Below are 25353 nucleotides of genomic sequence, written 5' to 3'. Positions count from 1 at the left end.
CCTTCGCCGAAAATGCGTCACAGTGCAAGCCGTCCGGAATCCAGGGCCAATTTTCGCAGCCGCGCCGCCATGGGCGCCCTCAAGGCCCCCGGTTCCAGCCGCCAGGACCAGTTTCCGACGGCGACCCCGGGCACGTTCATGCGATCGCGGCGTTCCAGTCCCAAAAGGTCCTGCGCCGCAACGATGGCGGTGTTGGCGGGGCTGCCGTAGGCCATGCGGATCATGGCTTTTTCGGGCCGGGATGAATCCGCACCGGAGAGGGCGAGGAATCGGGCGCGCGCCGGGGGCGCGAGCCCCTGCCACCAGCCACGCGTGGTGTCGTTGTCGTGTGTGCCGGGATAGATCACGCTGCGCTTCGGATGCCGGTGGGGAAGGTCGCCCGAGTTCGGCCCGTAGAAGGCGTTGTGCAGCAGCTTCATGCCGGGCAGGCCGAAGTCGTCGCGCAATTTTTCGGCCGCGGGTGTCAGCGCCCCCAGATCCTCGGCGATCAACGGAAGCACGCCGAGTTTTTTGCGGATCGCGGTCAGGAGTTCACGGCCGGGCGTCGGCCGCCACTCGCCCTTTCGCGCCGTCCTGGCGGCGCCGGGTATTTCATAGGCGTGATTCAACCCCACGAAGTGGTCGATGCGCAGCGCGTCGAAGCGATTCAGGGCGATCCTGACGCGGCTGATCCACCATGCGAAGCGCTGGCGGCGATGCGCGGGCCAGCGATAGTGCGGATGCTCCCAGAGCTGGCCATCCTTCGAGAAGCAATCGGGAGGCACGCCGGTCACCACCTCGGGGCGTCCCTTCGCGTCCAGGCGGAAGAGCTCGGGGTGGTCGCACACATCCGCGGAGTCCAGGCTCACGAAAATGGGCAGGTCGCCGATCAGATGCACGCCACGTTTGGAGCAGTGCCGGCGCAGCCGCTGCCATTGCTCGGCCAACATGAATTGCACGAAGGCGTGCAGCGCGGGCTCGCGGCCATCCTGCCGCGAGGCGAAGTCGCACCAGCCGGGCAGCCAGTTGCGATGATCGCGGCGAAACTTCTGGAAGCTCGCGCTGCGAATTCCCCCTTTCCGGGTGAATCGCTCGAATGCCTCAAGGAAACGCGGCCATTTGAAGGCGCGAGCTCTTGTGTAATCAGTCTTGCCGCGGCCAAGGGAAGCGGGCGCCTTCAACGATTCCCTTGAAAGCAATCCTTTGCGTGCCAGTTCTTCCAGGCTGAGGAAGAGCGGCTCGATCGCAAAGCTGCTGGTCGCCGAATAGGGCGAGTCCCCCTTGCCGACCGGTCCCACCGGAAGCATCTGCCACAGGGTCGAGCCCGAGGCGGCGATCCAGTCGGCCACGCGGAAGGCCTGCGGACCCAGGTCGCCGATGCCGTGTGGACCGGGCACGCTGCCGAGGTGCAGCAACACGCCGGCTTGACGATGGTCAAAGATGGAGGTTGACACGCTGCGATCCTACGATTTTTCCGCGCGTCATTTGGGAGCGGGACGGACCCACACGCAGCCGGCGGTGGCTGGGATCGTCACGGCGGGGAACTTCGTCTTTTCCACCTGCGATCCGAAGATCAGGGACCAACCTTCGCCGATCTCCGCGGGCAACTCGACCATGGCCCCCTGGTCGCTCGCGTTCAAGGCGACCAGGACCTGCTCGCTCGCGTCGCTGCGCAGGAAGACCCAGACATTCTTCGCGTCGTCGGTCAGCACCGTCTGGAAGGAGCCGGTGCGCAGCGCCGAGTGATTGTTGCGCAGCGCCGTCACGCTCTTGTAGTAGGCCAGCTGCTCGCCCATGACATGGTTGTCTTCGGGCTGCTCGTAGGGCTCATGATCCTTCCACAGCATCGGCTTGCGGTTGTTGGGATCGCCCGAGCCCCACATGCCCGCCTCGGTGCCATACCAGATCATCGGCGCGCCAACGTAGGTCATCTGCAGCAGGGCCAGCAGCCTCACGCGGCGGTAGTCCTCCTCGCGGGGCTTGGAGGCGTCGTAGGTCGTCACCGACTGCTCGCGGTTGTTCTCGTTGTAGACGCGGTCGGGATTGCGCGCCATGCTGACGATCCGGTCGGTGTCGTGGCTGTCCAGCAGATTCTGCATCGCATACGTGGCCTCGGCCGGATAGGCCAGCCGAAGTTTGGCCAGGTGCGCATCCAGCTCGCTCGGCGTGATCCGGGTCGTGCGGTTGATGATCCACTCGATGGCCGGCTTGCAGAACTCGTAGTTCATCACCGCGTCGAAGGCGTTGCCGTCCAGCCAGGCGTCGGCCCGCGTCCAGATCTCGCCGGTGATGTAGGCCTGGGGGTTGATCTTCTTGACCAGCGTGCGCCACTCGCGCCAGAAGGACATCGGGATCTCGTTGGGCACATCGAGGCGCCAGCCGTCGATGCCGTCGCTCGGATCGCCGTCGCCGTTGGGATCCATCCAGCGCCGCGTGACTTCAAGAATGTGCCTGCGCGCGCTGTCACTGGCGATGCCATGCTCCTCGTCCTTGCGGAAGGTCGGCAGCTCGCTGTGACCGAACCAACCCTCATAGTCGAAGGGATCCCAGCTCTTGATGTTGAACCAATCCGCGAAGCGGCTCTCGCGGCCATTCTTCTTCACGTCGAGGAAGGCCGGATGATGGGTGCCGACATGGTTGAAGACACCGTCGATGATCACCTTGAAGCCCTGCTTCTTGGCCTCCTTCAGGAAGGCGAGGAATTGCTTGTCGCTTTCAGTCCAGGTCCAGGTCTTGGAATCCAGCAAGTCCTCGACGGCCGCGGCCTTGGCGTAGCCGCCCTGCTTTCCGAAGGCGTCGTCGATGTGGAGGTAGTTGGTCGCGTTGTACTTGTGCGGCGTGCTGGCCTCGAACATCGGCAGCAGGTAGAGCGCGTTCACGCCCAGCTCCTTGAGATAGGGCAGCGCCTGCGTCATGCCGGCGATGTCGCCGCCGTACATGCGGCCGAAGACGAAGTGGTTGTAGAAGGTCTCGCCGTTGGCGCCTTCCCAGGGGCTGGTCGCGTACCACTCGCTCCGCCAGGGACGGGTGTTCTGCGGATCATTGGAGGCATCGCCGTTGCGGAAGCGGTCGACCATGATGTGGTACCAGACCGCGTTCTTGGCCCAGTCGGGCGTGACGAAGGAGGAGGCGGCCGCGGGGTCGAGGGAATAGATTTCGGCGTCGCGCAATTGCGTGGCTCCGTCGGAGATGAGGAAGGTGTAGTCCGTCCGCGAACGGGGTCTGGGAAGAACAACTTCCCACCAGTCAAACGAGTCGAGCCGCCCGACGCGCCGCATGGGGAAAGAGCCGAGTTCGCGGGTCGCCAAGTTTACTGAATCCACGTCCTCCGCGAGGGTGCGGTAGCGGATCGCCCAGGAGTCGTCGCGCCGATGCTCCCGGTCCTGGGCGCGGGCGGGATCGTGGCCCAGCGCGGCGGCGTTGATCTTGCCATCGCCGCGAACGCCCTGCGCCTGCCGGAGCAACGCCGCATCACCGAGTCGCAGCACCGAGTTCCGGCCGCCGTTTCCGTCGGGATCGCCCTCGGGATTCGCCGGATCCGCGAACCATTGCTCGCCGTCGACGACGAACTTGTAGAGCGTGACGCCCTCGGGCAGTTCCACGCTCGCCGTCCAGGCGCCATCGGGAGCGCGGCGCATCGGAGTCGCCAGCTTGTTCCATGTGTTGAAACTTCCCGCGAGCGAAACGCTTTTGGGATTCGGCTCCTGCGGCTTGAAGGTGAAGTCGACCCGCCAGCGCTTGCCCGCGGCTTTCACGGCGGTCAAGGAGGGTGGCAGCGATCCCGGAATCGGCTCCGCGCTTTTGGCGACGATCGGCGCCTTCGGTGGAAACTCCTCCGGCGGCGCTATGCGCGCCGCGAAGCACAACGATCCGATCGCCGCGATCGAGAGGAGCCGAAAGGCGATGAGGCGAGTGGCACGACGCATGGATCAGTTTGCGAACCATATACTCATTCGATGCCTCGCGGTAGAGCACTCCGGCAATCCATTGCGAGCCTCGCCCGCGGGTTCTTCGCGTTCGCGGCCGTCGCGCTGGTGGCCTGGAGTTTCGGCCGGGTGGGCTTGCGGCTCTGGACGCACTGGCGCCAAGCCGCACAGATCAAGCAGGAGCTGGTGGTGATGCACTGGTCGGGCGAGGGCGGCCCCGAGGAGGACCGCATCGTCGACGACAGCTTGAGGAGCTTCGAGGCCCGAAATCCCGGCATCCGCGTTCGCCGCATCAATCCCGGTGATGCCGCAAGCTTCTACACCAAGCTGCAGACCATGCTCGCCTCGGGGGAGCCGCCCGATGTTTTTTATGTCGGCGCCGAGCGCGTCGCCGGTTTTTCGGAGATGGGGCTGGTCGAACCGCTCGACAAATACTTGGAACTCGATCAGGCAGGCGCCGTCGAGGAGCGGATCAAGCTGGAGGACTTCTACCCGACCACCGTGGCCGCCTTCCGGTTCGACGGAAAGTCCGCGGGCAGCGGCCCGCTCTACGGAATCCCCAAGGACTTCACCACCGTCGGCTTCTACTACAACAAGGATCTCTTCCGCAGGGCCGGGCTCGCCTTCCCCTCCAAAGGCTGGACCTGGGATGAATACATTGCCGACGCGCGGGCCATCGCCAAGCTGAAGAATGCCAACGGCGATCCCTGCATCGGCAGCGAATTCGTGACCTGGCCGATGATGGTCCGCGCCTATCTGCGCAGCGAGGGACTTGAGGTGCGCGGCGCCGATTACGACGACCCGCGACTGGACGATCCCAAGGTCAAGGCAGTGCTGGATCGCCTGCGCTCCTGGCGCCAGGATGAGACCAACACGCTCACCAGCGGCCGCAGCAAGCTCGCCACCGGCGTGGCGGTATTCACCACTGGACGCGTGGGCATGGCCGGACCCTTCGGGCGCTGGGTGGTGCCCGAGTACCGGCGCATCCGCGACTTCGACTGGGACTACGCGCCGCTGCCGCGCGGCGCGGCGGAGGGCAATGTCATCGCCACCGTCTCCTGGTCCATGGCCAAGCAGAGCCGCAACAAGGAGTCGGCGTGGAAATTGATCCGCTGGCTCACGGGACCGGAGGCGCAGATCAGCGGCGCGAAGCTGGGCCTTGCGATTCCGACCATCCGCTCGGTCGCGGAAAGCCCCGCTTTCCTGGATGCAAGCAAGAAGCCGCTGAACAACCAGGGTTTTCTCGATCCCGCTCCGGCCGCACAGGTGGTGGACTGGCCGGCGAATCCTCGCTTTGAGCAGTTGCTTGGCGCCACGCTTGACCGCTCCTTGAAGGTGGGCGATCAAACCGTGCAGCAATCGGTGGATGATTTCAACCGGATGTGGACTGCGGAAACGACGAGCCCCCTGGCACGCGCCGGGTTCGAGCCCTTCCCCTGGGCGCCGCTGGGCTGGGCGCTTTCACTCTGCGCCTTCATCGCGATCGCCATCCTGGCCTGGTTCGCATTGCGACCGCACGGCGATCTCGGCGCCACTCGCGAGGCTCGCTGGGGCTGGCTGCTGGTCTCTCCCTGGGTGCTGGGCTTCATCGTCTTCATGGCCTTTCCCATCGTCATGAGTCTGCTGCTGGGTTTCGCCAAGTGGCGCGGCGTGAGCACGCTTGACCAGGCCACCTGGGTTGGTTGGGGCAACTATCGCCAGCTGCTTGGTCACGATGAGCGCTTTATCGCCAGCCTGAAGGTCACCCTGTACTACACGATCATTGTGGTGCCGGGCGGGCAGATCCTGGCGCTGCTGGCGGCGCTGCTGATGAACCAGAAGATCCGCGGCATTCACTTCTTCCGCGCGGCGTGGTACCTGCCCAGCGTGCTGGCGGGCGTGGGCGTGGCGGTGCTGTGGCGCTGGGTCTTCGACACCGACGGCGGCTTGATGAACGCGGCCCTTCGGCCGCTGCTGCATGTGTTCGGCGCGACGCCGCCCGACTGGTTCGGCCGCGACGCCGCGGTGTGGGGCGCCCCTGCCTTTGCCATCATGGGCTTCTGGATGGTGGGCGGCGGCATGATGATCTATCTGGCGGGATTGCAGGGCGTTCCCGAAGAACTGCATGAAGCGGCGCGCATCGACGGCGTGGGCGCGGTCGGCCGCTTCTTCCGCGTCACGCTGCCCATGCTGAGTCCGGTGATCCTCTTCAACGTGGTCATGTCGATCATCGCCTGCTTCCAGGTCTTCACCCAGGCCTTCATCATGACCGGTGGCGAGCCGGGCGACCTCACCCGCTTTTACGTGCTCTACCTCTACAACCAGGCCTTCGAGTTCTACGAGATGGGCTACGCCAGCGCCATGGCGTGGATCCTGCTGCTGATCACGCTCTTCTTCACCATGATCACGCTGCGCGGAAGCCGGAGCCTGGTGCACTACGAGGGTCTGCGCCGATGAGCGGCGCCGACTCCATCCGCCGCACCGCACGCGACGGCGCCGTCGGCGGCGGACTGACGCGGTCGATCTCCTTCGTCGCGCTGGTCTGCGGCACCGCGATCATCGTCTTCCCGCTGCTGTGGATGGCGCTGGTGAGCCTGCAGACGCCCGACCGCGCCCAATCCGCGACGGTGAGCGGCGACCTGCTCAAGCTGATCCCCGACGATCCGCAGTGGGGCAACTTCGGCGAGGCGCTCTCGCAGATGGGCACCGTGAAGTGGAAGGGATTCTTCGACGCCCTGGCCAACAGCATTGTGGTGACCACGCTGGTGGTCGCGGGCACGGTGCTTTCTTCCAGTCTGGTGGGCTTCGCCCTTGCCCGCATCCGCTTTCGCGGCAATCACGCGCTCTTCCTGCTGATGCTGGCCACCATGATGCTGCCCGGGCAGGTCACGATGGTCCCGCTCTTCCTGCTCTTCCGGAATCTGGGATGGGTCGACACGATCCTGCCGCTGGTGGTCCCAGCTTTTTTCGGCAGCGCCTTCTTCATCTTCATGTACCGGCAGTTCATCGCGCAGGTGCCTGAGGCATTGGTCGAAGCCGCCAAGGTGGACGGATGGGGATGGCTGGGCATCTGGTGGCATGTGATGCTGCCGCTCTGCCGCCCGGTGACCGCGATCTGCGCGGTCTTCACCTTTATCTTCACCTGGAACGATTTTCTGGCGCCGCTGATCTACCTGCACTCGGACGAGCAGGCCACGCTGGCGGTGGCGCTCAACAGTTTCCGCAATCAGTACGGCGGCGTGAACAAGGTCAACCTGCTCATGGCGGCCAGCCTGGTCACCATGATCCCCTGCATCCTGCTGTTCCTCGTGGCGCAGCGTCAATTCATCGAAGGACTGGGCAAGGGCGCCGTCAAGGGCTGACCCGCCGACCACCAACGGAGCGATTCGCATGGCAACCATCACACTCGAGCGCGTCGGCAAGATCTATCCCGGGGGCGTCCGCGCCGTCGAGGGGGTCGACCTGAGCATCGCCCACGGTGAGTTCACCGTCCTGGTCGGGCCCTCCGGCTGCGGCAAGAGCACGCTGCTGCGCATGATCGCCGGGCTCGAGACCGTGACCGAGGGGGTGATGAAGATCGACGGGAAGGTGGTGAACGAGCTGCCTCCGCAGAGCCGCGACATCGCCATGGTCTTCCAGAACTATGCGCTCTATCCGCACATGAACGTCGACGCCAACATGGCCTTTGGATTGCTGCGGCGGCGAAAGTTTCCCAGCCGGATCGGCTCCTGGCTCTCGGGCTCCTACCGCGCCGGGCGCAACGCCGAGCGCGAGGAGATCGCCCGCAAGGTGAATGCGGCCGCGGCCACGCTGGGCATCACCCAGCTGCTGGGCCGACGACCCGCGGCGCTCTCCGGCGGGCAGCGACAGCGCGTCGCGCTGGGGCGGGCGCTGGTGCGCGAGCCGAAGGTCTTTCTTCTGGATGAGCCGCTCTCGAATTTGGACGCCAAGCTTCGCGTGGAGATGCGCGCTGAGTTGCGCATGTTGCATCGCCGCCTCGGCGCGACCATGGTCTATGTCACCCACGACCAGGAGGAGGCCATGAGCCTGGGCGATCGCGTGGTGGTGCTCAAGGATGGTCTGACGCAGCAGATCGCCGCGCCGCAGGAGATTTATTCGCGGCCGGCCAATCGATTTGTCGCCTCCTTCGTGGGCACGCCGACCATGAACATGCTCGAAGGCATCCTCGCCTCCAACGGGGCGGGCCTCGCCATCCGTGCCGGGTCGCTTCTCTTTCAGGGAACCGTCGATGCTTGGAAACCGCTGGTCTCCAACGGCTCGCGGAGCGTTGTTCTTGGAATCCGCCCCGAGCATGTGGCGTTAAAAGCAGCGGGCGGATTTTCCGCAACCGTGGAAGCGGTCGAGCACTATGGCGACCGCATGGATGTGGTGCTTCAAGCCTCGGGCCAGCGGCTGGTCTCCCGCTGCGGACCCGACGGCTCGATCAAGGAAGGCGACACGATCACAGCTGGGATCGATCTCGCCCGCGCCCATCTCTTCGAGCCCGGCGAATCCGGCAAGCGGATCGGCTGATCGCACTCCCGGCGAATCGTTCGCCTGCACCTTGAAAATAAAATCCCCCGGCGCGAAGCCGGGGGATTTGAATTCAAACACAAACTTGGAACGCCGCCGACTCAGGGGCAGGCGCCGAAGCTGAGCAGCACTAGGCCGATGTCGCCGCCGTCCACTTCGCCGGATCCGTCAAGATCGGTCGAGCAGCCCGGACAGGGACCGAAGTCCAGCAGCACCAGGCCGATGTCGCCGCCGTCCACTTCACCGGATCCATCCATGTCGCCGAAGCACGCCTCGCAGAAGTCCGAACTCAAGGCGCTGAAGTTCTGGGGGTAGGGCATGTTGGCCAAATCGACCCGCAGCGCTGCGGGGAAGCCGCCGACGTATCCGCCCACGCCGTCGCCGCCGAGGTTTCCGGCACCAACCGGAAGCGTTCCCAGGAATTGATTGCTGGCGTAGTCGTGTCCGCCGCCGTTGATGAACGCGCAGATCCGGATGTCCGAGGAGCCATCCCAGCCCAGCAGGACCAGCGGAATCTTCATCTCAATGCCGGTGTTCACGCCGCAGCCCCCGTAGACAGCGTCGGAGTCGCCATTGACGCCCAACACGTTGGAGTTGTTGATCGAGAGCTGGCATCCGTAGACCGTGTCATCAAGCAGGTTGTTCGCGTCCGGACCTGCGAAAGGTCCGCTGCCGATGTAGGCGCCGACGCCGCCACCCGCCGTCAGGAGCTGGGCGATGTTGGCGTACTGCGTGATGGGATCGCCGCCGAGGGTCGTGGTCAGGTAGAAGTCCGGGGCGAAACCTTCGTCAAACTTGAGCCCCTGGATGGCGTTGACGGTGTCCTCGCCCATCTTATTGAGGCCGTTGAAGTCGACATCGGCGTTGTCGCTGCGAAGCACATTCTGGCCCTCGCCGGGAATGCTGTCGATGAAGACTTCAAGCTTGTTGAAGTTGCTCTCAAGGTTGCCGGAGAGGAAAAGGTACAGGTAGCCGTTGTCGGAATCGATCTTGATAAAACCCGCGTCCAGCTCGGAGCCATTGGCGTAACTGTTGACGCCGTCGGTGGCGTTGCCGAATCCGGTGTGCACATTCTGGACAGCCTTGGCGTTCCCATAGTCCGCGTCACGAGTTCCGTCGACGACGATGTCGGCCAAAAGAGCTGCGGTGCAAATCATGATCGGGGCGACGAGAGCAATCTTCATTTCTTTCTCCAAAAAAAGGTGAGCGGCCGCCGAACAGGGCTGTAACAGGTCCGACCGCTCGTTCACTCAAGATAGCCTCGTATGACCAATATCCAAGCGGTTTTTTGATTTTTCAATTCGATTCAGGAGCACGCCTTGCTCAAGAACCTTGTTTCTCGCCAATCAAAGCAACTTTTGCGCTGATGGCCATGGAACCTTGAAATGAAAATCCCCCGGCTCGAAGCCGGGGGATTTGAATTCAATCTCAATCTCTCGATGCCGACTCAGGGGCAGGCGCCGAAGCTCAGCAGCACAAGGCCGATGTCGCCGCCGTCCACTTCGCCGGATCCGTCAAGATCGGTCGGGCAGCCCGGGCAGGGACCGAAGTCCAGAAGCACGAGGCCGATGTCGCCGCCGTCCACTTCACCGGATCCATCCATGTCGCCGAAGCACGCCACGCAGGCGTCCGGATCGGACATGCTGAAGAACTGGTTGCCATCGATCGTTGAGAGATCGAATCGAAGCGCAGCGGGGAAGCCGCCGATGTATCCGCCGCTGCCGTCGCCGCCCAGATTGCCGCTGAAGGCCGGGAGCGAGCCCAGGAATTGATTGCTGGCGTAATCGTGTCCGCCGCCGTTGATGAACGCGCAGACCTTGAGGTCCGAGGAGCCGTCCCAGCCCAGCAGGACCAGCGGAATCTTCATCTCGATGCCGGTGACCACGCCGCAGCCTGAGCCGGGAAATTCAAGTTCTCCGCCCACGCCGGCGGTGTTGGCGTTGTTGATCGAGAGCTGGCATCCATAGACCGTGTCATCGAGCAGGTTGGTCGCATCCGGACCTGCGAAGGGTCCGCTGCCGATGTAAGCACCGACACCGCCGCCCGCCGTCAGGAGCTGGGCGATGTTGGCGTACTGTGTGATGGGATCGCCGCCCAAGGTCGTGGTCAGGTAGAAGTCCGGCGCGAAATCCGCGTCGAACTTGAGGCCTTGGATGGCGTTGACGGTGTCCTCGCCCATCTTGTTGAGGCCGTTGAAGTCGACATCGGCGTTGTCGCTGCGAAGCACATTCTGGCCTTCGCCGGGAACGCTGTCGATGAAGACCTCGAGCTTGTTGAAGTTGCTCTCCAGGTTGCCCGAGAGGAAGAGGTAGAGGTAGCCGTTTTCGATGTCGACTTTCATGAAGCCGCCGTCGAGCTCGGAGCCGTTGGCGAAACTGTTCACGCCATCGCTGGCATTGCCGAATCCGGTGTGCACAACCTGGCCGGACTTCGCATTTCCATAATCAGCATCAAGAGTTCCGTCGACGACAATGTCGGCCAAAAGCGCTGCGGTGCAAATCATGACCGGGGCGACGAGAGCGATCTTCATTTCATTCTCCAAAAAAAGGTGAGCGGCCGCCGAATACGGCTGTAACAGGTTCGACCGCTTGCTCCCTCAAGATAGCCCTATATGACCAATATCCAAGCGGAAATTGAGATTTTACAAGGGTTTTCACCATCGATTGAAGCGTTGACTACAGGTTGGCGCCCCGGCGGAAGCCTGTTATCGGGTATCCGTTGACACCGAACCGAAGAACCGTGTGAATTCGTCTATAAATGCCCCATGCCCAAGGTGGCGATTCGAATTGCCTACGAAGGCACCAATTTCCACGGCTGGCAGCGTCAGGAACCCCCGGACAAGCTCCCCTATCGAACCGTCCAGGGGGAGCTGGACAAGGCCCTGGCCGACCTCTTTCAGCAGCGGGTGCTGACCTCGGGGGCGAGCCGGACCGACGCCGGGGTCCATGCAGACGCCCAAGTGGTGGCCTTCACCGTCGAGACCCGAATCCCCATTCCAAGATTGCCCGCTGCCCTGAACACCCGGCTGCCCGGTGACATGCGCGTGCTCAAGGCCTGGCCTCCGGCGGAGGATTTCGACCCGGTTCGGGACGCGGTCGGCAAGGGCTATCGCTACGAGGTTTCGCACGGCGACCACCTGCGGCCACGCCCCATCTTCGACCGGCGCACGGTCTACTTCTCGCCGCATCACATGGAGGTCGGGCCGATGAAGCTCGCCGCGGCGATGTTCCCGGGCGAGCACGACTTCGCCGCCTTCGCCCATTCATCGCACGGGCGCGAAAGTACCATTCGCACTATCTTCTCCTGCGAGGTGCAGGCATTGAACGAGGATCGAATCGTGATCGACATCTCCGGCAGCGGATTCCTCTACAACATGGTGCGGATCATCGCGGGCACGATCACCGAGATCGGCCGCGGGCGCATGACGCTGGACTCGATCCGCGCGGCGCTGGAGAGCGGCGACCGGCAGCTGGCCGGGCCGACCCTGCCGCCCGAGGGATTGCGCCTGCAGTGGATCCGTTACCCCGAAGAGAAATCCAGGGAGCCCATGGGATGAACCCGCGCCTTCGACGAGCGGTCCTGGTTTCGATGCTCTTCCTGATCTCCGCCGCGGCGGCGATCCAGACGCTGCGCCTCGACCCCCCGCCGACTCCGAAGTGGCCGGCGCCGGCCTCGGTGGACATACTCGCCGACGCCCTGGTGCGCGAGGCCGACAAGTTGGACACCAAGGCGGCGAAACCTTCGGCACAGGCGGCGTGGCGACGGATGGCGGCGGCCATTCTCCGGGCGCATGGAACCGCCCCGCTGAAGGATTCCACGCCCGCGGCGATGGCCCTGGTGATGGTGTCGATCCGTCGCGACCTGGATCCGCGCCTGGACACTCCCGCCGGCGAGCTATTCGCCGCTGAGTGGAACGCGCGTCCCGATCCCAAGGCCGATCCCATGCCTGAGTTCGCGCGGCTGCTGGCAGGAATCGCGGAGACGTCCTCAACTCAAGACATCGCGCCTCCCTGCGATGAGGCCAAAGCGATGCTCAAGGATCTGCTGCCGATCCTGAGCGCGGCGGACACCGCTCCCGACCTCGCCCAATCGACCGCGGGCACCGTGGCCGCGGCGAACCAGGCGGCGGCGGCTCTCTGCTCCCTGCGCAACGCGGCCTACTGGAACAACGACACGCGCGACAAGATCGCGGCCCAGATCGAGGCGGCGGTCCGGGGCCTGGCCGCTGCGGAGACGCGCGAGGAGTCGATCAAGCTCTGCGCCAAGTTCGGCGCCCTGGCGCAGGCCGTGGAGGCGCTGGGCAAGCTGCGCGACCTGGCGGCCTCCTCCACCGCCGCCCGTTCCGACAAGATCCCCGGCGCGCTGCTGGCGGTGCTGGCGAAGAAGGATCCGGTCTCCTCCGCGCTGGCCCTCTCGCGGGTGGCGAAGATCATCGGCTGGATGGCCGACGCGCAGCAGATCAAGGTCGACGCCATCGCGCCGCCGCTGCGCAATTTCGCCCGCTCGCTGGCGCGTCGCGCCGTGGCGTCCGAGCGGCTTGGGCTGGCCCGCATTGAGACCCTTTCGGTCAGCGGCTTCGACGCCAACGACCCCTCGCTGGCGACGATTTTCGTGGCCCAGGAGCAGCTGGTCGAGGACATCAACATGCTGCAGCGGCTCAGCACCGCGCTCAACAACGACAAGCCGAAGCAGAGCAAGCAGACCAAGCAATTGATCGCGCTCATGCAGACCATGGCGGGAGGTCTGGACGACAAGAGCTTCTCCGAGATGTTCCGCGAGCGCCTGCATGCGATGGACCGGCAGCTGGCCGTGCTCCGCGCCGCTGAGGAGACCCCCGGCCTCTCGGCGCCGGTGCAGGCCGAGGCTGAAAACATCCGGCAGCGCTGGCTCGACGCATGGGCGGCCAACGAACCGGCGCAGGCGCTGGAGAGCATCCGCGACTTCGCCCGCTGGGCTTCGGCCAAGCGGGCCATGGACGCGCTCAATGCCTCGGAGAGCGCCTGGCCCGACGCGCGGCTGGATTGGGCGGGTTCCCGCGAGGCGCTGCGCCAAGTGGTAAGCGACGGCGAAAGTGCGCTGGCCACCGGCAACAGCGGCGCGATGAAGACCTTCCTGGCCCCGCTCCGCAAGGAGGCCGCCGCGTCGCTCGCCTCGGGCCTGCGCCTGGCGTCCAAGCCCGCGAGCTCGAAGGAGACCACGGCGATCGTGCGCGACCTCTGCGCGATCCCGAATGACCGCAGCGCGCAGGTCATCGCGGCGCTGCTGCGCCTGGAGCAGGAGCGGCAGACACTGCTGAAAGCCAATCCGTCGCTCGCCCGGGAGTTCCTGGCGGCGCGCAACGAATGGGTCGAGGAGCTTCAGCCCTCGCTGCAGGACCGCCTGCCCGACGGATTGCTTCCTCCCGAATCTCCCTAGGATCCATGCCATGAACATCGCGGTCCTGGCGGCCCACCCCGACGACGCGGAACTTGGACTCGGCGCCACCATGGCGCTGCTGGTTTCGCAAGGGCACCGCGTGCTCATCATCGACGCCACCAACGGCGAGCCCACCCCCCACGGCGATCCGGCGACGCGGGCGAAGGAGGCGGCCGAGGCCGCGAGGATCCTCGGCGTCGAGCGCGTCAATCTGGGCTGGACCAACCGCGCCGTGATCCACGACCTTCCCTCGCGCCACGCGCTCGCCGGGCAGCTGCGCCTGAACAAGATCGACCTGATGTTCGTGCCCCATCCGCTGGACGCGCACCCGGACCACCTGGCCCTCTGCCGCATTGGCATTGACGCCCGCTTCGACGCCAAGCTGACCAAGTCCGCCCTGGCCGGCGACCCCCACCATCCGCGGCGGCTTCTGCACTATTTCTGCACGCATCTGAAGAACATTCCCCAGCCCGACCTGATCGTGGATTGCGCCGGGTTCGAGCAGAAGAAGATGCGGGCGATCGCCGCGTACAAAAGCCAGTTCGAGGCCAACCCCGGCAACCGCTCCCTGCCCAAATGGGTCGAGGCGATGGGCCGCTTCTACGGCAGCCGGATCAACTCGGAGTTCGGCGAGCCGATCACGTCGCCGGAATGCGTCGGCGTGCGCGACCTCGCGTCGCTTCTGCCCTGATCACCACTGCGCGCGGATCAGCTGAACTTCTGGACGGCTTCCACCAGGCACTCCGCCACATGCGATCGCTGCGCCGGGCTGAGCTCGCCGTAGATCGGCAGCGCGATGGTCTCCAGAGCGGCACGCTCCGAGTGCGGGAAGGATCCCACGCGGTAGCCCAGATGCTTGTAGCACTCCTGCATGTGCAGCGAGAGCGGATAGTAGATCTCGGTGCCGATCTTGCGAGCCGTGAGCTCGTCGCGCACCTTGTCGCGCATCGATCCGGGCACGCGCACCACGTACTGGTTGTAGATGTGGCGACCCTTGGCCAGGGCGGGATAGCGCAGCGCCAGGCCGCCCGAGTCCACCGGAGTCCGGCTGTCGGCGGCGCCGGCGTTCTTGAAGAAGGTGTCGTACCACGCGGCGTTCTTCTGCCGGGCGGAGGTCCATGCATCCAGATGCCGCAACTTCACCGAAAGCACCGCGGCCTGCAGGGCGTCGAGCCGGCTGTTCATGCCGATCTCCTTGTGGAAATACTTGGGCTCCATGCCGTGGTTGCGCAGCCGCTTGATGCAGGCGGCATGCGCGTCGTTGTTGGTGGTGATGATGCCGCCGTCGCCGAAGCCGCCGAGGTTCTTGCTGGGGAAGAAGCTGTAGGTGCCGATGTCGCCGCGCGAGCCTACGCGGACGCCGCGGTGATCCTCCGTGCCGATCGCCTGGGCGCAATCCTCCACGACCGCGACCTTCTTCTCCTTGGCGATCGCCAGCACCGAATCCAGGTCGGCGGCCTGTCCATACAGATGCACGGGGATGATCGCCTTGACCTTCTTGGCGGAACCGAACGCCGCTTCGAGGCTCTTGGGGCAGATGTTGTAGGTGGCCGGGTCGACGTCGACAAACACCGGCTTGGCGCCCATCCGCGACACGCTGCCGGCGGTGGCGAAGAAGGTGTAGGTGGGCAGGATGACCTCGTCGCCGTGGCCCACGCCCAGCGCCTGCAGCGCCAGCACGATCGCGTCGGAGCCGTTGGCGCAGCCCACGGCGTGCTTGCAACTGCAGTAGGCGGCGATTTCCTTCTCAAGCTGGTCGATCTTCGGCCCGCCGATGAAATACTGGCTTTCGATCACCTCGTGGATGACCGGCTCGATTTCGGAGCGGATCGCGGCGTACTGGGCCTTCAGATCAAGGAGCGGAACGTTGATGACGGTGGCTTGTGCGGTGACCATTCCGCGAGTGTAGTGCGTCCCCGGCCCCGGTCCAAGTCGCTGCTTAATGCCCGGTGCTTCCGAATCCGCCGGCGCCGCGGGCCGTCTCGGACAGCTCGGCCACCTCGCGGCATTGGGCGAAAGCCACCGGGGCGACCACCATCTGGGCGATGCGCATGCCGTGGGTCACGGTGAAGGACGTCTTGCCGAAGTTGATCAGCGGGACCTGCACCTCGCCGCGGTAGTCGGAGTCGATCGTGCCCGGCGCATTGGGAATGCCGATGCCGTGCTTGGTCGCCAATCCGCTGCGCGGCCGGACCTGGCCCTCCCAGCCGGGCGGCAGCGCCATCGAGAAGCCGCAGGGAACGCGGGCGATCTCGCCGGCGCCGATCACGATGTCTTTTTCAAGGCACGCTGAGAGATCCATCCCCGCCGCCTGCTCACTCTGGTAGGCGGGCAGCGTTGCGGCGGCGTGCAGTCGCTTGAGCTGAAGGAGAACGTCGGCCACGCGGCCCAGCGTAGCGTTCCCCGCGGCGCTGACGCCGCTCATCGCTTGGCGGCCTTCATTTTTTTCGCATGCTTGGTGTTCTTCGCCTGCGTCGTGGCCCGGGTCGCGGCGCGCTTGTGATCCTTGGCGTGCTTCAACAGCTCTGCAACCGCCTCGGCCACCTCCTTGGCGTGCCCCTCGGGCTTCACCTTGTCCCAGCGCTTGGCGACGGTGCAGTCCGGCGCGATCAGGAAGGTGGTCCGCACCACGCCCATCGAGGACTTGCCGTACATGATCTTGCGCTGCCACGCCCCGAACTTCATGGCGAAGGGCGAGCGCCCGATCGAGTCGGGCAGGTCCACGATCAGCCGGAAGTTGAGGGCGAATTTCTCAGCGAACTTCCGGTGGCTCTCGGCGGAGTCGCTGCTGACGCCGACCACCTGCGCGTTCAGTCCGGCGAAGGTCTCGGCGAGATCGCGGAACTCGCAGGCCTCGATCGTGCAGCCGGGCGTGTCGTCGCGCGGATAGAAGTAGATCACCGTGTAGCGCCCGCGCAGGTCGTGGGCGCCGAAGGAGGTGCCGGCGCCATCCTTCAGCAGGAACGCCGGAATCTTGGATCCAATTTTGAGCAGCGGCATGAAAAACCTTTCAAGACATTCGAAGCGATTGCTCAACCATCACGGCGATAGTCGAGTTCCGGACGTCGCGACGGCCGCGCGGCCAGCTCGGGAGTGCGCCAGCATCCTATCCAGCGCCCCGGCTCGATTTCGTGCAGGCAGTGCGGCTGCCGCTCGGACTCGAGCGGCGGACGCGCCTCCTTGGGAAGATCGGGCCACCAGGGAATGACTCCGCGCTCCGCGCCGGGCAATTTCCGGAACTCGGCGGGATTTCCCGTGACCTCGTCCACTGTAGTCAAACGGCGCAGCCGGTGCTGCAAGCCGGGAATGCTCGAGAAGAGCCCGCGGGTGTAGGGATGCATGGGTCGGTCGAAGAGCTCGAAGACCTGGGCGTACTCGACCACCCTCCCGCCGTACATGACGCAGACCACGTCGGCATTCTCCGCCACCACCCCCAGGTTGTGCGTGATCAGCATGATGCCCATGCCGCGCGAGCGCTGCAGGTCGCGCAGCAGCTCCAGGATCTGCGCCTGGATGGTGACGTCCAGCGCCGTGGTCGGCTCGTCGGCCAGCAGCACCGTGGGCTGGCAGACCAGGGCCATCGCGATCATGACGCGCTGGCGCATGCCGCCGGAGAAGCGGTGCGGATACTCCCCCAGCAGCTCGCTCTTGCCGCGCTTCAGGGCCCGCGCGTCCTCCTTGAACTTCTCCTTGAGGCGGTTGTAGATGCCGACCGTCTCGAGCGATTCGATGGCGCGCTCGATCGCCTGCTCGAGGGTGACCTTCTGGTGCAGCAGGATCGCCTCGAGAATCTGGTCGCCGATGGTGTAGACCGGGTTGAGGCTGGTCATCGGCTCCTGGAAGATCATGGCCACGCGGCCGCCGCGCACGCTCAGCATCTGGGCCTCGGAGAGCGAGAGCAGATCCTTGCCCTCCAGCAGAATGGTGCCGCCGTCGACGCGCCCCGGGGGGGAGGGCACCAGCTGCATCGTGCTCAGCGCCGTCACGCTCTTGCCGCAGCCGGACTCGCCGACCACCGCCAGCGTCTGCTGCGGGAAGAGGCTCATGCTGACGCCGGCCACCGCCTGGATGCGCGGGCCGCCGGGTTGACTTGCGTTGTCAAAGCTCACCGCAAGGTCCGCCACTTCGAGCACCGGCGCCGTCTTCGCCTGCCCCGCGGCGCGGGCCTGGACCGATGCGTGGATTTCCGCCATTAGTGGGCCGCCTTCCGGAGTTTGGGATCGATCGCGTCGCGCAGCGACTCGCCCAGCAGGTTGTAGCTCAGCACGCTGAGGAAAATAGCAAGACCGGGGAAGACCGCCAGCCACCAGACGAAGGTGCCGGTGCTCGCGGTGGCGCTGGAGAGCAGCTTGCCCCAGCTCGCCTGTCCGTCGGGCCCCAGCCCCAGGAAGCTCAGCGTCGCCTCCACGCTGATGGCGGCGGCGATCGAGAAGCTCGCGTCCACCAGCACCGGGGTCACGCCGTTGGGCAGCATGTGGCGGAAAAGGATCATCCGCAGCGGCAACCCCACGGCCTGGGCGCTCTGCACGAAGTCCTGACGGCGCAGTTTGAGGAACTCCGCACGCGTGAAGCGCGCCGCGCCGGTCCAGCTGAAGCAGCCGATGATCGCCATCATCACGTAGGTGTTGCGCGGCAGCACGCCCGCGGCCACGATCAGCAGGAAGAGCACCGGAATCGCCATGAAGATCTCAATCAGGCGCTGCAGCAGCAGGTCGATCCGGCCGCCGAAGTAGCCGGCCAGCGCGCCCAGCGTGACGCCGATCAGCAGCGAGATGCCCGTGGAGACAATGCCGATTGAGATCGAGAGGCGGCACGCCCAGAGCATCTGGCTCAGCACGTCACCACCCATGCTGTCGGAGCCGAGATAGAGCGGCCGCGCCCCCAGCGGAGTCCCCTGCATGGACGGCAGCCGCTCGAAGACTTTCGAGGCGGGCCGGGCCAGGGCCATGTCGCTGCGGACGTACTCGGGGCTCCACGGAATGACGGTGTACACGGCGCGGATTTTTCCGGTCGCCTCCTCCTCGGCGTAGCGCTCGAAGTTGGTGAGCCGGGACTGCCAGCGCGAGCCGACCGCCAGCGTCACCAGCAGCGCGGCGGCCACCGCGAAGAGAACGCGCGGGCCGCGCCGCTGCGTCAGCGGCATGGCGATCACCACGGCCGCCGCGATCGCCGCGACGACGGCGCTGGCGATGTAGGGCGAAGCCATCTCCCGGCTCCACTGCCGCAGCGATTCCGAGCGCTCAGCGGATCCCAGCCACTCGCGCAGCAGCCCCAGGATCACGATGCTGAGTCCCGCCTGAATGCTCACCGCCACCAGAATCGTCAGCCGCTGCGAGCGCGGCAGCCCCCATGTGGGCAGCAGCCAGGGAATCGCGACGATCGATCCCAGCAGCAGGAGCAAATCAGTCGGCGTGAGATTCTCCAGCAGCGGCCAGGAGCGCGAGAGCACTTCGCCCTTGTCCCCGATCCGTTCCAGCAGGATCGGATGCGCGTTGGCCAGCAGCGGCGCCAGCACCGCCGTCACCGCGACCAGCCCGATCCATCCGATCGACAGAATCGCGGCGGGCCGCTTGAAGACACGGCCCCAGGCTTCGGACCAGAATCCCTTGGCGCGGACCTGTCCCGCGCCGCGCATCGCGTCGATGCCGCTGATCGCCTCGGGGACCCGCTGTGCCATGTTCGACTCAGTCATAGCTCACCCGCGGATCGGCCAGCGCGTAGAGCACGTCGGCAAGCAAAAGTGCGAGCAGATTCACGCAGGCGATCATGAAGGTATCGGCGAGGATCAGCTCGCGGTCGCGAAGGTCGATCGCCTCAAGGATGAGCGTGCCCATCCCCGGCACGGAAAAGATCCGCTCGATGACGATGCTGCCCGCGAGCATGGCGGGAAAGATGTTCACGAACATCGTGATCAGCGGCAGCAGGCTGTTGCGAAAGACATGCCGCAGCACCACATCGCGCCGCGGCACTCCCTTGGCCTTGGCGGTGCGCACGTAGTCCGCGGAGAGATTGTCCAGCATCGCGGCGCGGCATTGCTTGGTGAGCACGGCGAACCCGCCGTAGGTGAGGCAGGCCACCGGCAGCGCGACATGCCAGAGCGTGTCGAGCAGCCAGCCGCGGTTGAAGGCGCCCTCCGTTTCGGTGGGGAGGAAGGGCCAGACCCCGGCCCGCGAATCGTGCAGGCCGCTCACGGGAAACCAGCCCAGGTATTGGTTGTTGGCGAGGAAGCCGATCGCGACCACTCCGGCGAGCACCGTGGGCACGCTCCACAGCGCCAGCACCAGCAGCCCCGAGGAAGTGTCGAACCAGGTGCCGCGCCGCGTCGCCGCCAGCATGCCGGTGGGGATCGCGATCATGTAGATGATCGGAAAGGCGATCAGGTTCAGCAGCAGCGTGACCGGAAGGGCGCTGAGGATCAGGTCCATCACCGGGCGGTTCTTGCTGAAGGCCACGCCAAGGTCCGGCGCCCCGACCCAGAGCGTTCCCGGAATGATGGAGAAGCCGGACTCGGGATAGGGCTTGCCGTCGAAGGCTCTTTGCGTCGCCAGCCTCGCCCGCTGCGCTTCCACCCACGCCTGCTGCAGCGCCATCGCGCTATCGCGTAACTTCGCAAAGGCGGGCAGATCCGGGTTCCGTGCCAGGCCTTCGAACTTCTCAAAATCCGCGGAGCCCTTCGCGTCCAGGCGGTCCGCGAGCCCCGCGGCGCGCGCGTAGTCCGCCAGCGCCTCCTTCATCACGCGAAGCTGCCCGACGTAGGTGCGCCGCGTGCCCTCGGAATTTCGACGCAGTGATTGAAAGGCGATCTGCGGATCCTGGCTCTGATCGGAGGCGGCGATCACGGCAGCCTCCGGCATCGGCGGCGGCGCGAACCATCCCTGCAGCGGCATCTGGGGAATCTCGCGCGGCGCGTGGATCTGCTCGCCCGAAGGCGAGACCTGGTCGCGCAGTCCGATCTTGACCGGCGAAATCTGCCCGAGCCAACGCACGTATTGCACCACGATCGGATCGTTCAATCCGTAGCGGTCCTCCAGGTAGGCCTGCATCTGCATCACCTTGCTGGTGTCGCTGAGCTGTCCCCCCTGCACCTGCAATCCGGCGCCGATGCCGCCCGGGGCCATCGCGATCAGCGCGAAGACCAGAAAGGTGATGCCCAGCAGCGTCGGGATCATCAGCAGCAGGCGTCGGACGAGGTAGGAGCCCATGATCGGTGGATCGCGTCGCGGGATCGTCGCGGGCTAGTTCATCGGCGCCGTCACGGCGGCCGGGCTCATGCGGAAAAAGGCCTCGGGCTCCAACCCCGTGCGGTAGGGCTGCACGTTGCCGAAGTCGCGCTTGACGAAGCGCAGCCACGGCACGACGCGGACGAAGGTGTAGGGCTGCTCGCGGGCGATCTCCGCCTCGAACTGCCGCCACACCAGCATGCGGGTCTGCTCGTCCATGGTGCGGCGCCCCTGCTCGATCAGTGCGTCGACAGCGTCGGAGCGCCACTGGATAAAGTTGTCGCCCCCCTCCTTGATGCTCTCGGAATGGAAGATCTGCCGTGGATCGCTCTCGGGGCTGGTGGCGCTCCAGGAAAGCGTGATCGCGTCGAAGTCGCGGGTCTTGAGGATCTCCTGGTAGCGGCTCCAGTCCACCGGCCGCGTGGTCACCTCGATGCCCGCCTTGCCGTAGGAGTCCTTGACGAAGCGGGCGATGCGCTCGGCGATCTCGCCGCCGGTCGCGTAGGTGTACTCGAAGGTGAAGGGCTCGCCCTTGCCGTTCTCCAGCCGGCCGTCGTTGTCGCGGTCCATCCAGCCGGCCTCCTTGAGCAGCTCCTTCGCCTTGGCGGGATCGAAGGGCAGCGGCTTCAGCGCCGGATCGCTCGCCGGGCTCTCCGGATTCTCGGGACCCTTGGAGACGATGCCGATGCCGTCCCAGATGTCCTGGATCATGCGCTCGCGATCCAGCAGCATGGTCATGGCCCGGCGCACCCGCGTGTCCCCGAAGGGCGTGCCGCGACCGCTGGGCCGCGCTCCGCACTGCCAGGCGATGAAGGAGTAGCCGCTGCGCATGTTGATCCACTTCAGGGCGTAGTTCTCCTTCTCGAAGCCGGGCTCCTCGCGCAGGACTCGATTGAACTGCGGGCTGGTCGGCAAAATCATCGAGCCCTCGCCGTTGCGGAAGGCCACCAGCCGCGCCAGGTCATCCTTCACCGTGTGGTAGCGCATGCCCGCCAGCGGGCTGGGCGTGCCCCAATAGCGCTCATTGCGCACCAGCACCACATCGTTGCCCGGGGTCCACTGCTGGGCCAGCTCGTTGGGTCCCTTGGGCAGGTTTTCCAGTCGAAAGAAACCGCTGCCCATCAGCAGCCCGGTGGCCTGGTTGATCTGGCTCGGCTCGAACTGCGCGTAGTAGTGCTTGGGCAGGATCGGGTTGTACATCGCCAGCGTGATGTTGGTGAAGATGCACTTGTTGAAGCGGAACTCGACGGTGCGCTCGTCGATCGCCTCCACTTTTTCCAGGCTGTCCATCAGGCTGCGGCTGCGCTCCGCCTCGATCAGCGGATTCTTGACGAAGTCCACGAAGGTCCAGCGCACGTCTTCGGCGGTCACGGGCGTGCCGTCGCTGAAAGTCGCCCTGGGATTGATGTGCACGCGCAGCCAGAGCCCGTCCGGATCGAGCTGCCAGGCGTCCGCGAGCTGTCCGCGGAACTTGAGCGTCTTGGGATCGAAGGAGCCCAGGTTTTCACAGACGCGGTCGATCACGCGCGTGCCGTAGGTGTCGCTGCTGATGTAGGGGGTAAGTTTCGCGGGCTGCGCCTCGAAGATCTCGCTGAACTCCCCGCCTTGCTTGTACCCCGGCAGCGACGCGGGATTGGTGGCGAACTCCAGAGGCGGCTGCCACTGCACCTCCACGCCGGCGCGGGCCCAGCTCGCGTCGCGCGAGGCGGGCGCGGCGGCTCCGGCGGACGAGCTCGGCGCCGGGGCCACGCCGCCCGCCGCGCGGATCTCGTCGAATCTCTTTTCCAGCTCGCCCAGCCGTGCGTCGACGCGCTGCAGCAGCATCCACTGTCGGTCCTTCTGCACCATCGAGAGCCACATCGAGACCGCGATGACGAGGAGCAGGACAAAAAAGACGAGATCCTTGAAGCCGAAACCGTTTCTCATGGGAGGGCCGAGGGTATCACCGCCCCGGGGTGTTCGGCGCGGCGGCGGATCAGCCGGCCGAGGCGGGATCGAGCCGGTCGCGCAGCCGGTCGGCGGCGAAATTCAGGGTCAGCAGCGCGAAGGCGATCACCGCGCAGGGCGGCAGCAGCAGCCACCAGCGCCCCTTCACCAGGTTCAGTTCGGGCAGGCCGTCCGACGCCAGATTGCCCAAGCTCGGCAGCGGATCGCGGATGCCGATCCCCAGGAAGCTCAGGAAGCTTTCGCTCAGGATCGCGCTGGGCACCGCCAGGGCCGCGTAGGCCGCCACGGGTCCGGCGAGATTGGGAAGGAGATGCCACCAGAAAATTCTTCCGGTGCCGGCGCCGGCCGCCCGCGCGGCCTCCACGTAGGGCCGCTCGCGCAGCGACAGCACCTGCCCCCGCGCCACCCGCGACATGGTGAGCCAGCCGACGCCGGCGATGGCCACCAGCATGGTGAGAAAATTCAGGACCTGCCGTGCCGTGGGCGAGAAGTCGCCGAAGGTGCGCTCGGCGAATCCATCCACCGCCACGCCCAGCAGCGTCACCAGCAGCATCGAGGGCAGTGCGTAGAGCACGTCGACCGCTCGCATGAGCACGCTGTCCACGCGCCCGCCGAACCACGCCGCGGCCGAACCCCAGAGCACGCCCAGGGCCGTCGCCACCAGCGCGGCGCAGAGCCCGAGCGAAAGACTGATCGCGCTTCCGGCGCAGAGCCGCGCGAAGACATCGCGGCCCAGACGGTCGGTGCCCAGCGGCATCGACGGCACATATTGGTTCGCCTCGCGGGCCTGGTGAATCCGCTCCAGCGCGCCGGGATCGGCCATCCACGAGGGGGGCATCAGGCTCAATTGCAGATTGCCGGCGGCCCAGCGCGGCGACGAGACGCTGCCGCCCAGCGAGACCGATCCGAAGGCCCACGGCGCCGAGAGGGCCACCAGCGCCAGCAGGATCATGAGCAGCCACAATCCCGTCCCCAGCCGATGCGATCCGCTTCCGCCGCGCAGGGCGGCGACGCGGTCCATCGCTTCGCGAATTTCAATGGAACTCTCCGGCACGCCGGAAGAATACGCGGACTAGTTGACGCCGCGGGCGGGTGCCTGCGGTTTCCGCGCGGGCTCGATCTCCTCGCCGCGCGGACGGCCGCCCATGCCCATCGGTCGGCGGCCGAACTTGATCTCCTCGCCGTTGCGAATGGAGTCGACGATCTCGGCGACGGACTTCTCGCGGTCGCGAATGTCATCCTGAAGGCGCTTGCGCGCGTCCTTGAGCGACCGGTCCAGCGCCACCAGCTCGAAGCCGCGGGCCTGGATGTCCAGTTCCACCTGCTTGCGGGCACCGGCCTCGATTTCCTTCATCGCCGTTTCCTGGGCGGCCAGGTCGCCGCTCTGCTTGGCGGTGTTCCACGCTTCGCTGAGCTCGCGGATCTGGTTCTGCACGCGAAGATCCTCGACGCGCACCTTGTAGAGCTGCGGCTCGCGCTCCTTCATCATGGAGAGCCCCATCAGCTTGCGGGCCTCGCGGGAGAGCCGGTCGCGCAGCGCCTTGGGATCGCTCTGGCGGAGCTTCTCCAGACCGTCGGCCCATTCCGGATTCACTTCACGTGCGGTGGCAATCACCCGGTCGATCTCCTCCTCGCTCATTTCGCGGCGCTGGCCCTCGCCGCCGCGCCAGGCGCCGCGGCCGGCCGCATCCCCGCGGGCCTGACCGGCCTGATTTTGCGCCGCCCGTTCGTTGTCGTTGTGCGGCGCGGCTTGGGCTCGCGTCGAGGTCGGTTCGGCGGTCGCGCCGCTTCGCAAGGTCGTGGCGGCGACCGCGGCCACCAGCGCCGCTCCGGCCGCCATCCCCGCGATGAAAGTGCCGACCCTCATCGTCCCGCCTGCCCGCTGCTCAGGACCCTGCGCATCTCGAAGGCCAGATCGTCGAAGCGGGCTCCGCGCGCCGAGGCGAGTCCCATGAAATTCTCGTCGCCCGAGGCGCTCGCGGAAGACTCGATCACCGCCGCCAGAGTGGGCTCGTCGGAGCTGTCGCAATCGCGGATCGAGGAAGTCTGCCACGCCAGGATGCCGCCGCCGACCATGATCAGGATCGCCGCGGCCGCCTTCCACTGCATCGAAGTGCGCGAACCGATGCGGCCGACGACCTCAAGGTTTGGCAGGTGCGTGACGCTCGCCTCGAAGACGCGCCCGGCCAATCCGCGCGGCGTGCGGCCCGCTCGGGCGGCGAGCACGCGCAGCGTGTCGTCCAGTTCAAGATCCTCGGATGATGCCATGTTGGTTCTCCTGCAGCCTACCCAACGGGGAGGGCCGTTTCTTGTTGCAGCGATCCTTGAAAAGAAAGCATGTATCGGACGCGGTT

At 65.9% G+C, this 25353-nt stretch carries 20 protein-coding genes; 6 read left to right on the top strand and 14 right to left on the bottom strand.

Annotation, left to right across the window (positions count from 1 at the left end; genetic code table 11):
- Positions 1–17 precede the first annotated feature (17 nt).
- Together K8R92_06030 and K8R92_06025 are read right to left on the bottom strand one after the other, a co-directional pair.
- Positions 18–1433, bottom strand: coding sequence for a 4-alpha-glucanotransferase (locus K8R92_06030; protein MCE9619448.1), 1416 nt, complete (start codon positions 1431–1433; stop codon positions 18–20).
- A 27-nt stretch (positions 1434–1460) separates the two neighbouring features.
- Positions 1461–3905, bottom strand: a complete 2445-nt coding sequence (locus tag K8R92_06025; GenBank protein ID MCE9619447.1) for an alpha-glucosidase C-terminal domain-containing protein — start codon at positions 3903–3905, stop codon at positions 1461–1463.
- A gap of 30 nt (positions 3906–3935) precedes the next feature.
- On the opposite strand from K8R92_06025, the gene K8R92_06020 reads away from it, so the two are divergent.
- The 3 genes from K8R92_06020 to K8R92_06010 are packed head-to-tail and all read left to right on the top strand — an operon-like array spanning position 3936 to position 8417.
- Entirely contained in the window at positions 3936–6341 is a 2406-nt protein-coding gene (locus tag K8R92_06020) for an extracellular solute-binding protein (GenBank protein ID MCE9619446.1), read from the top strand.
- Positions 6338–7246, top strand: a complete 909-nt coding sequence (locus K8R92_06015) for a carbohydrate ABC transporter permease (GenBank protein ID MCE9619445.1) — start codon at positions 6338–6340, stop codon at positions 7244–7246. Before K8R92_06020 ends, K8R92_06015 begins: the two co-directional genes overlap by 4 nt.
- A gap of 28 nt (positions 7247–7274) precedes the next feature.
- A complete protein-coding gene (locus tag K8R92_06010) occupies positions 7275–8417 on the top strand; it encodes an ATP-binding cassette domain-containing protein (protein ID MCE9619444.1) in 1143 nt (380 codons plus the stop codon).
- A 101-nt stretch (positions 8418–8518) separates the two neighbouring features.
- Here K8R92_06010 and K8R92_06005 read toward each other — a convergent pair whose 3' ends face one another.
- Positions 8519–9601, bottom strand: a complete 1083-nt coding sequence (locus tag K8R92_06005) for a hypothetical protein (GenBank protein MCE9619443.1) — start codon at positions 9599–9601, stop codon at positions 8519–8521.
- A gap of 263 nt (positions 9602–9864) precedes the next feature.
- The gene (locus K8R92_06000) at positions 9865–10947 is read right to left on the bottom strand and encodes a hypothetical protein (protein MCE9619442.1); all 1083 of its coding nucleotides are present in this window, start codon (positions 10945–10947) and stop codon (positions 9865–9867) included.
- A 234-nt stretch (positions 10948–11181) separates the two neighbouring features.
- Between K8R92_06000 and truA the strand changes: the two genes are divergently transcribed.
- From truA to K8R92_05985, 3 genes are read left to right on the top strand one after another with little or no spacing between them, the layout of a single operon-like run.
- Positions 11182–11973 carry a tRNA pseudouridine(38-40) synthase TruA gene (gene truA / locus K8R92_05995; protein ID MCE9619441.1) on the top strand — a complete coding sequence of 264 codons (792 nt, stop codon included), beginning with the start codon at positions 11182–11184 and terminating at the stop codon, positions 11971–11973.
- Entirely contained in the window at positions 11970–13832 is a 1863-nt protein-coding gene (locus K8R92_05990; GenBank protein ID MCE9619440.1) for a hypothetical protein, read from the top strand. Before truA ends, K8R92_05990 begins: the two co-directional genes overlap by 4 nt.
- A 10-nt stretch (positions 13833–13842) precedes the next feature.
- Positions 13843–14523, top strand: coding sequence for a PIG-L family deacetylase (locus K8R92_05985; GenBank protein MCE9619439.1), 681 nt, complete (start codon positions 13843–13845; stop codon positions 14521–14523).
- A 17-nt stretch (positions 14524–14540) separates the two neighbouring features.
- On the opposite strand, the gene K8R92_05980 is transcribed toward K8R92_05985, so the two are convergent.
- The 10 genes from K8R92_05980 to K8R92_05935 form a co-directional block, all read right to left on the bottom strand.
- A complete protein-coding gene (locus K8R92_05980) occupies positions 14541–15704 on the bottom strand; it encodes a DegT/DnrJ/EryC1/StrS family aminotransferase (GenBank protein ID MCE9619438.1) in 1164 nt (387 codons plus the stop codon).
- 67 nt (positions 15705–15771) lie between these two features.
- Positions 15772–16257 carry a dUTP diphosphatase gene (gene dut / locus K8R92_05975; protein MCE9619437.1) on the bottom strand — a complete coding sequence of 162 codons (486 nt, stop codon included), beginning with the start codon at positions 16255–16257 and terminating at the stop codon, positions 15772–15774.
- Positions 16254–16832: a peroxiredoxin gene (locus K8R92_05970; GenBank protein MCE9619436.1), complete on the bottom strand. Its 579-nt coding sequence runs from the start codon at positions 16830–16832 to the stop codon at positions 16254–16256. The genes dut and K8R92_05970 overlap by 4 nt, the downstream gene beginning before the upstream one ends.
- Before the next feature lie 32 nt (positions 16833–16864).
- A complete protein-coding gene (locus tag K8R92_05965) occupies positions 16865–18025 on the bottom strand; it encodes an ABC transporter ATP-binding protein (GenBank protein MCE9619435.1) in 1161 nt (386 codons plus the stop codon).
- A complete protein-coding gene (locus K8R92_05960) occupies positions 18025–19509 on the bottom strand; it encodes an ABC transporter permease (protein ID MCE9619434.1) in 1485 nt (494 codons plus the stop codon). Before K8R92_05960 ends, K8R92_05965 begins: the two co-directional genes overlap by 1 nt.
- 7 nt (positions 19510–19516) lie before the next feature.
- The gene (locus tag K8R92_05955) at positions 19517–21034 is read right to left on the bottom strand and encodes an ABC transporter permease (protein MCE9619433.1); all 1518 of its coding nucleotides are present in this window, start codon (positions 21032–21034) and stop codon (positions 19517–19519) included.
- Positions 21035–21067: 33 nt separating this feature from the next.
- Complete coding sequence (locus K8R92_05950) at positions 21068–22978, bottom strand: hypothetical protein (protein MCE9619432.1); 1911 nt, start codon at positions 22976–22978, stop codon at positions 21068–21070.
- 49 nt (positions 22979–23027) lie between these two features.
- Positions 23028–24053 (bottom strand): ABC transporter permease, encoded by a 1026-nt coding sequence (locus K8R92_05945; protein MCE9619431.1) that lies wholly within the window; start codon positions 24051–24053, stop codon positions 23028–23030.
- A gap of 18 nt (positions 24054–24071) precedes the next feature.
- Complete coding sequence (locus tag K8R92_05940; protein MCE9619430.1) at positions 24072–24866, bottom strand: hypothetical protein; 795 nt, start codon at positions 24864–24866, stop codon at positions 24072–24074.
- The gene (locus K8R92_05935) at positions 24863–25267 is read right to left on the bottom strand and encodes a hypothetical protein (GenBank protein ID MCE9619429.1); all 405 of its coding nucleotides are present in this window, start codon (positions 25265–25267) and stop codon (positions 24863–24865) included. Before K8R92_05935 ends, K8R92_05940 begins: the two co-directional genes overlap by 4 nt.
- Positions 25268–25353 lie beyond the last annotated feature (86 nt).

Source organism: Planctomycetota bacterium, from assembly GCA_021414025.1.
GTDB lineage: Bacteria > Planctomycetota > Phycisphaerae > Phycisphaerales > SM1A02 > SYAC01.
This window is presented reverse-complemented; position numbering and strand designations above follow the sequence as displayed.

What these genes read in the sequence shown, in the direction of transcription:
- K8R92_06025 (MCE9619447.1), bottom strand. Translation starts at nt 3,905, where the DNA reads ATGCGTCGTGCCACTCGCCTCATCGCCTTTCGGCTCCTCTCGATCGCG.
- K8R92_06020 (MCE9619446.1), top strand. Translation starts at nt 3,936, where the DNA reads ATGCCTCGCGGTAGAGCACTCCGGCAATCCATTGCGAGCCTCGCCCGC.
- K8R92_06015 (MCE9619445.1), top strand. Translation starts at nt 6,338, where the DNA reads ATGAGCGGCGCCGACTCCATCCGCCGCACCGCACGCGACGGCGCCGTC.
- K8R92_06010 (MCE9619444.1), top strand. Translation starts at nt 7,275, where the DNA reads ATGGCAACCATCACACTCGAGCGCGTCGGCAAGATCTATCCCGGGGGC.
- K8R92_06005 (MCE9619443.1), bottom strand. Translation starts at nt 9,601, where the DNA reads ATGAAGATTGCTCTCGTCGCCCCGATCATGATTTGCACCGCAGCTCTT.
- K8R92_06000 (MCE9619442.1), bottom strand. Translation starts at nt 10,947, where the DNA reads ATGAAGATCGCTCTCGTCGCCCCGGTCATGATTTGCACCGCAGCGCTT.
- truA (MCE9619441.1), top strand. Translation starts at nt 11,182, where the DNA reads ATGCCCAAGGTGGCGATTCGAATTGCCTACGAAGGCACCAATTTCCAC.
- K8R92_05990 (MCE9619440.1), top strand. Translation starts at nt 11,970, where the DNA reads ATGAACCCGCGCCTTCGACGAGCGGTCCTGGTTTCGATGCTCTTCCTG.
- K8R92_05985 (MCE9619439.1), top strand. Translation starts at nt 13,843, where the DNA reads ATGAACATCGCGGTCCTGGCGGCCCACCCCGACGACGCGGAACTTGGA.
- dut (MCE9619437.1), bottom strand. Translation starts at nt 16,257, where the DNA reads ATGAGCGGCGTCAGCGCCGCGGGGAACGCTACGCTGGGCCGCGTGGCC.
- K8R92_05970 (MCE9619436.1), bottom strand. Translation starts at nt 16,832, where the DNA reads ATGCCGCTGCTCAAAATTGGATCCAAGATTCCGGCGTTCCTGCTGAAG.
- K8R92_05965 (MCE9619435.1), bottom strand. Translation starts at nt 18,025, where the DNA reads ATGGCGGAAATCCACGCATCGGTCCAGGCCCGCGCCGCGGGGCAGGCG.
- K8R92_05960 (MCE9619434.1), bottom strand. Translation starts at nt 19,509, where the DNA reads ATGGCACAGCGGGTCCCCGAGGCGATCAGCGGCATCGACGCGATGCGC.
- K8R92_05955 (MCE9619433.1), bottom strand. Translation starts at nt 21,034, where the DNA reads ATGGGCTCCTACCTCGTCCGACGCCTGCTGCTGATGATCCCGACGCTG.
- K8R92_05950 (MCE9619432.1), bottom strand. Translation starts at nt 22,978, where the DNA reads ATGAGAAACGGTTTCGGCTTCAAGGATCTCGTCTTTTTTGTCCTGCTC.
- K8R92_05940 (MCE9619430.1), bottom strand. Translation starts at nt 24,866, where the DNA reads ATGAGGGTCGGCACTTTCATCGCGGGGATGGCGGCCGGAGCGGCGCTG.
- K8R92_05935 (MCE9619429.1), bottom strand. Translation starts at nt 25,267, where the DNA reads ATGGCATCATCCGAGGATCTTGAACTGGACGACACGCTGCGCGTGCTC.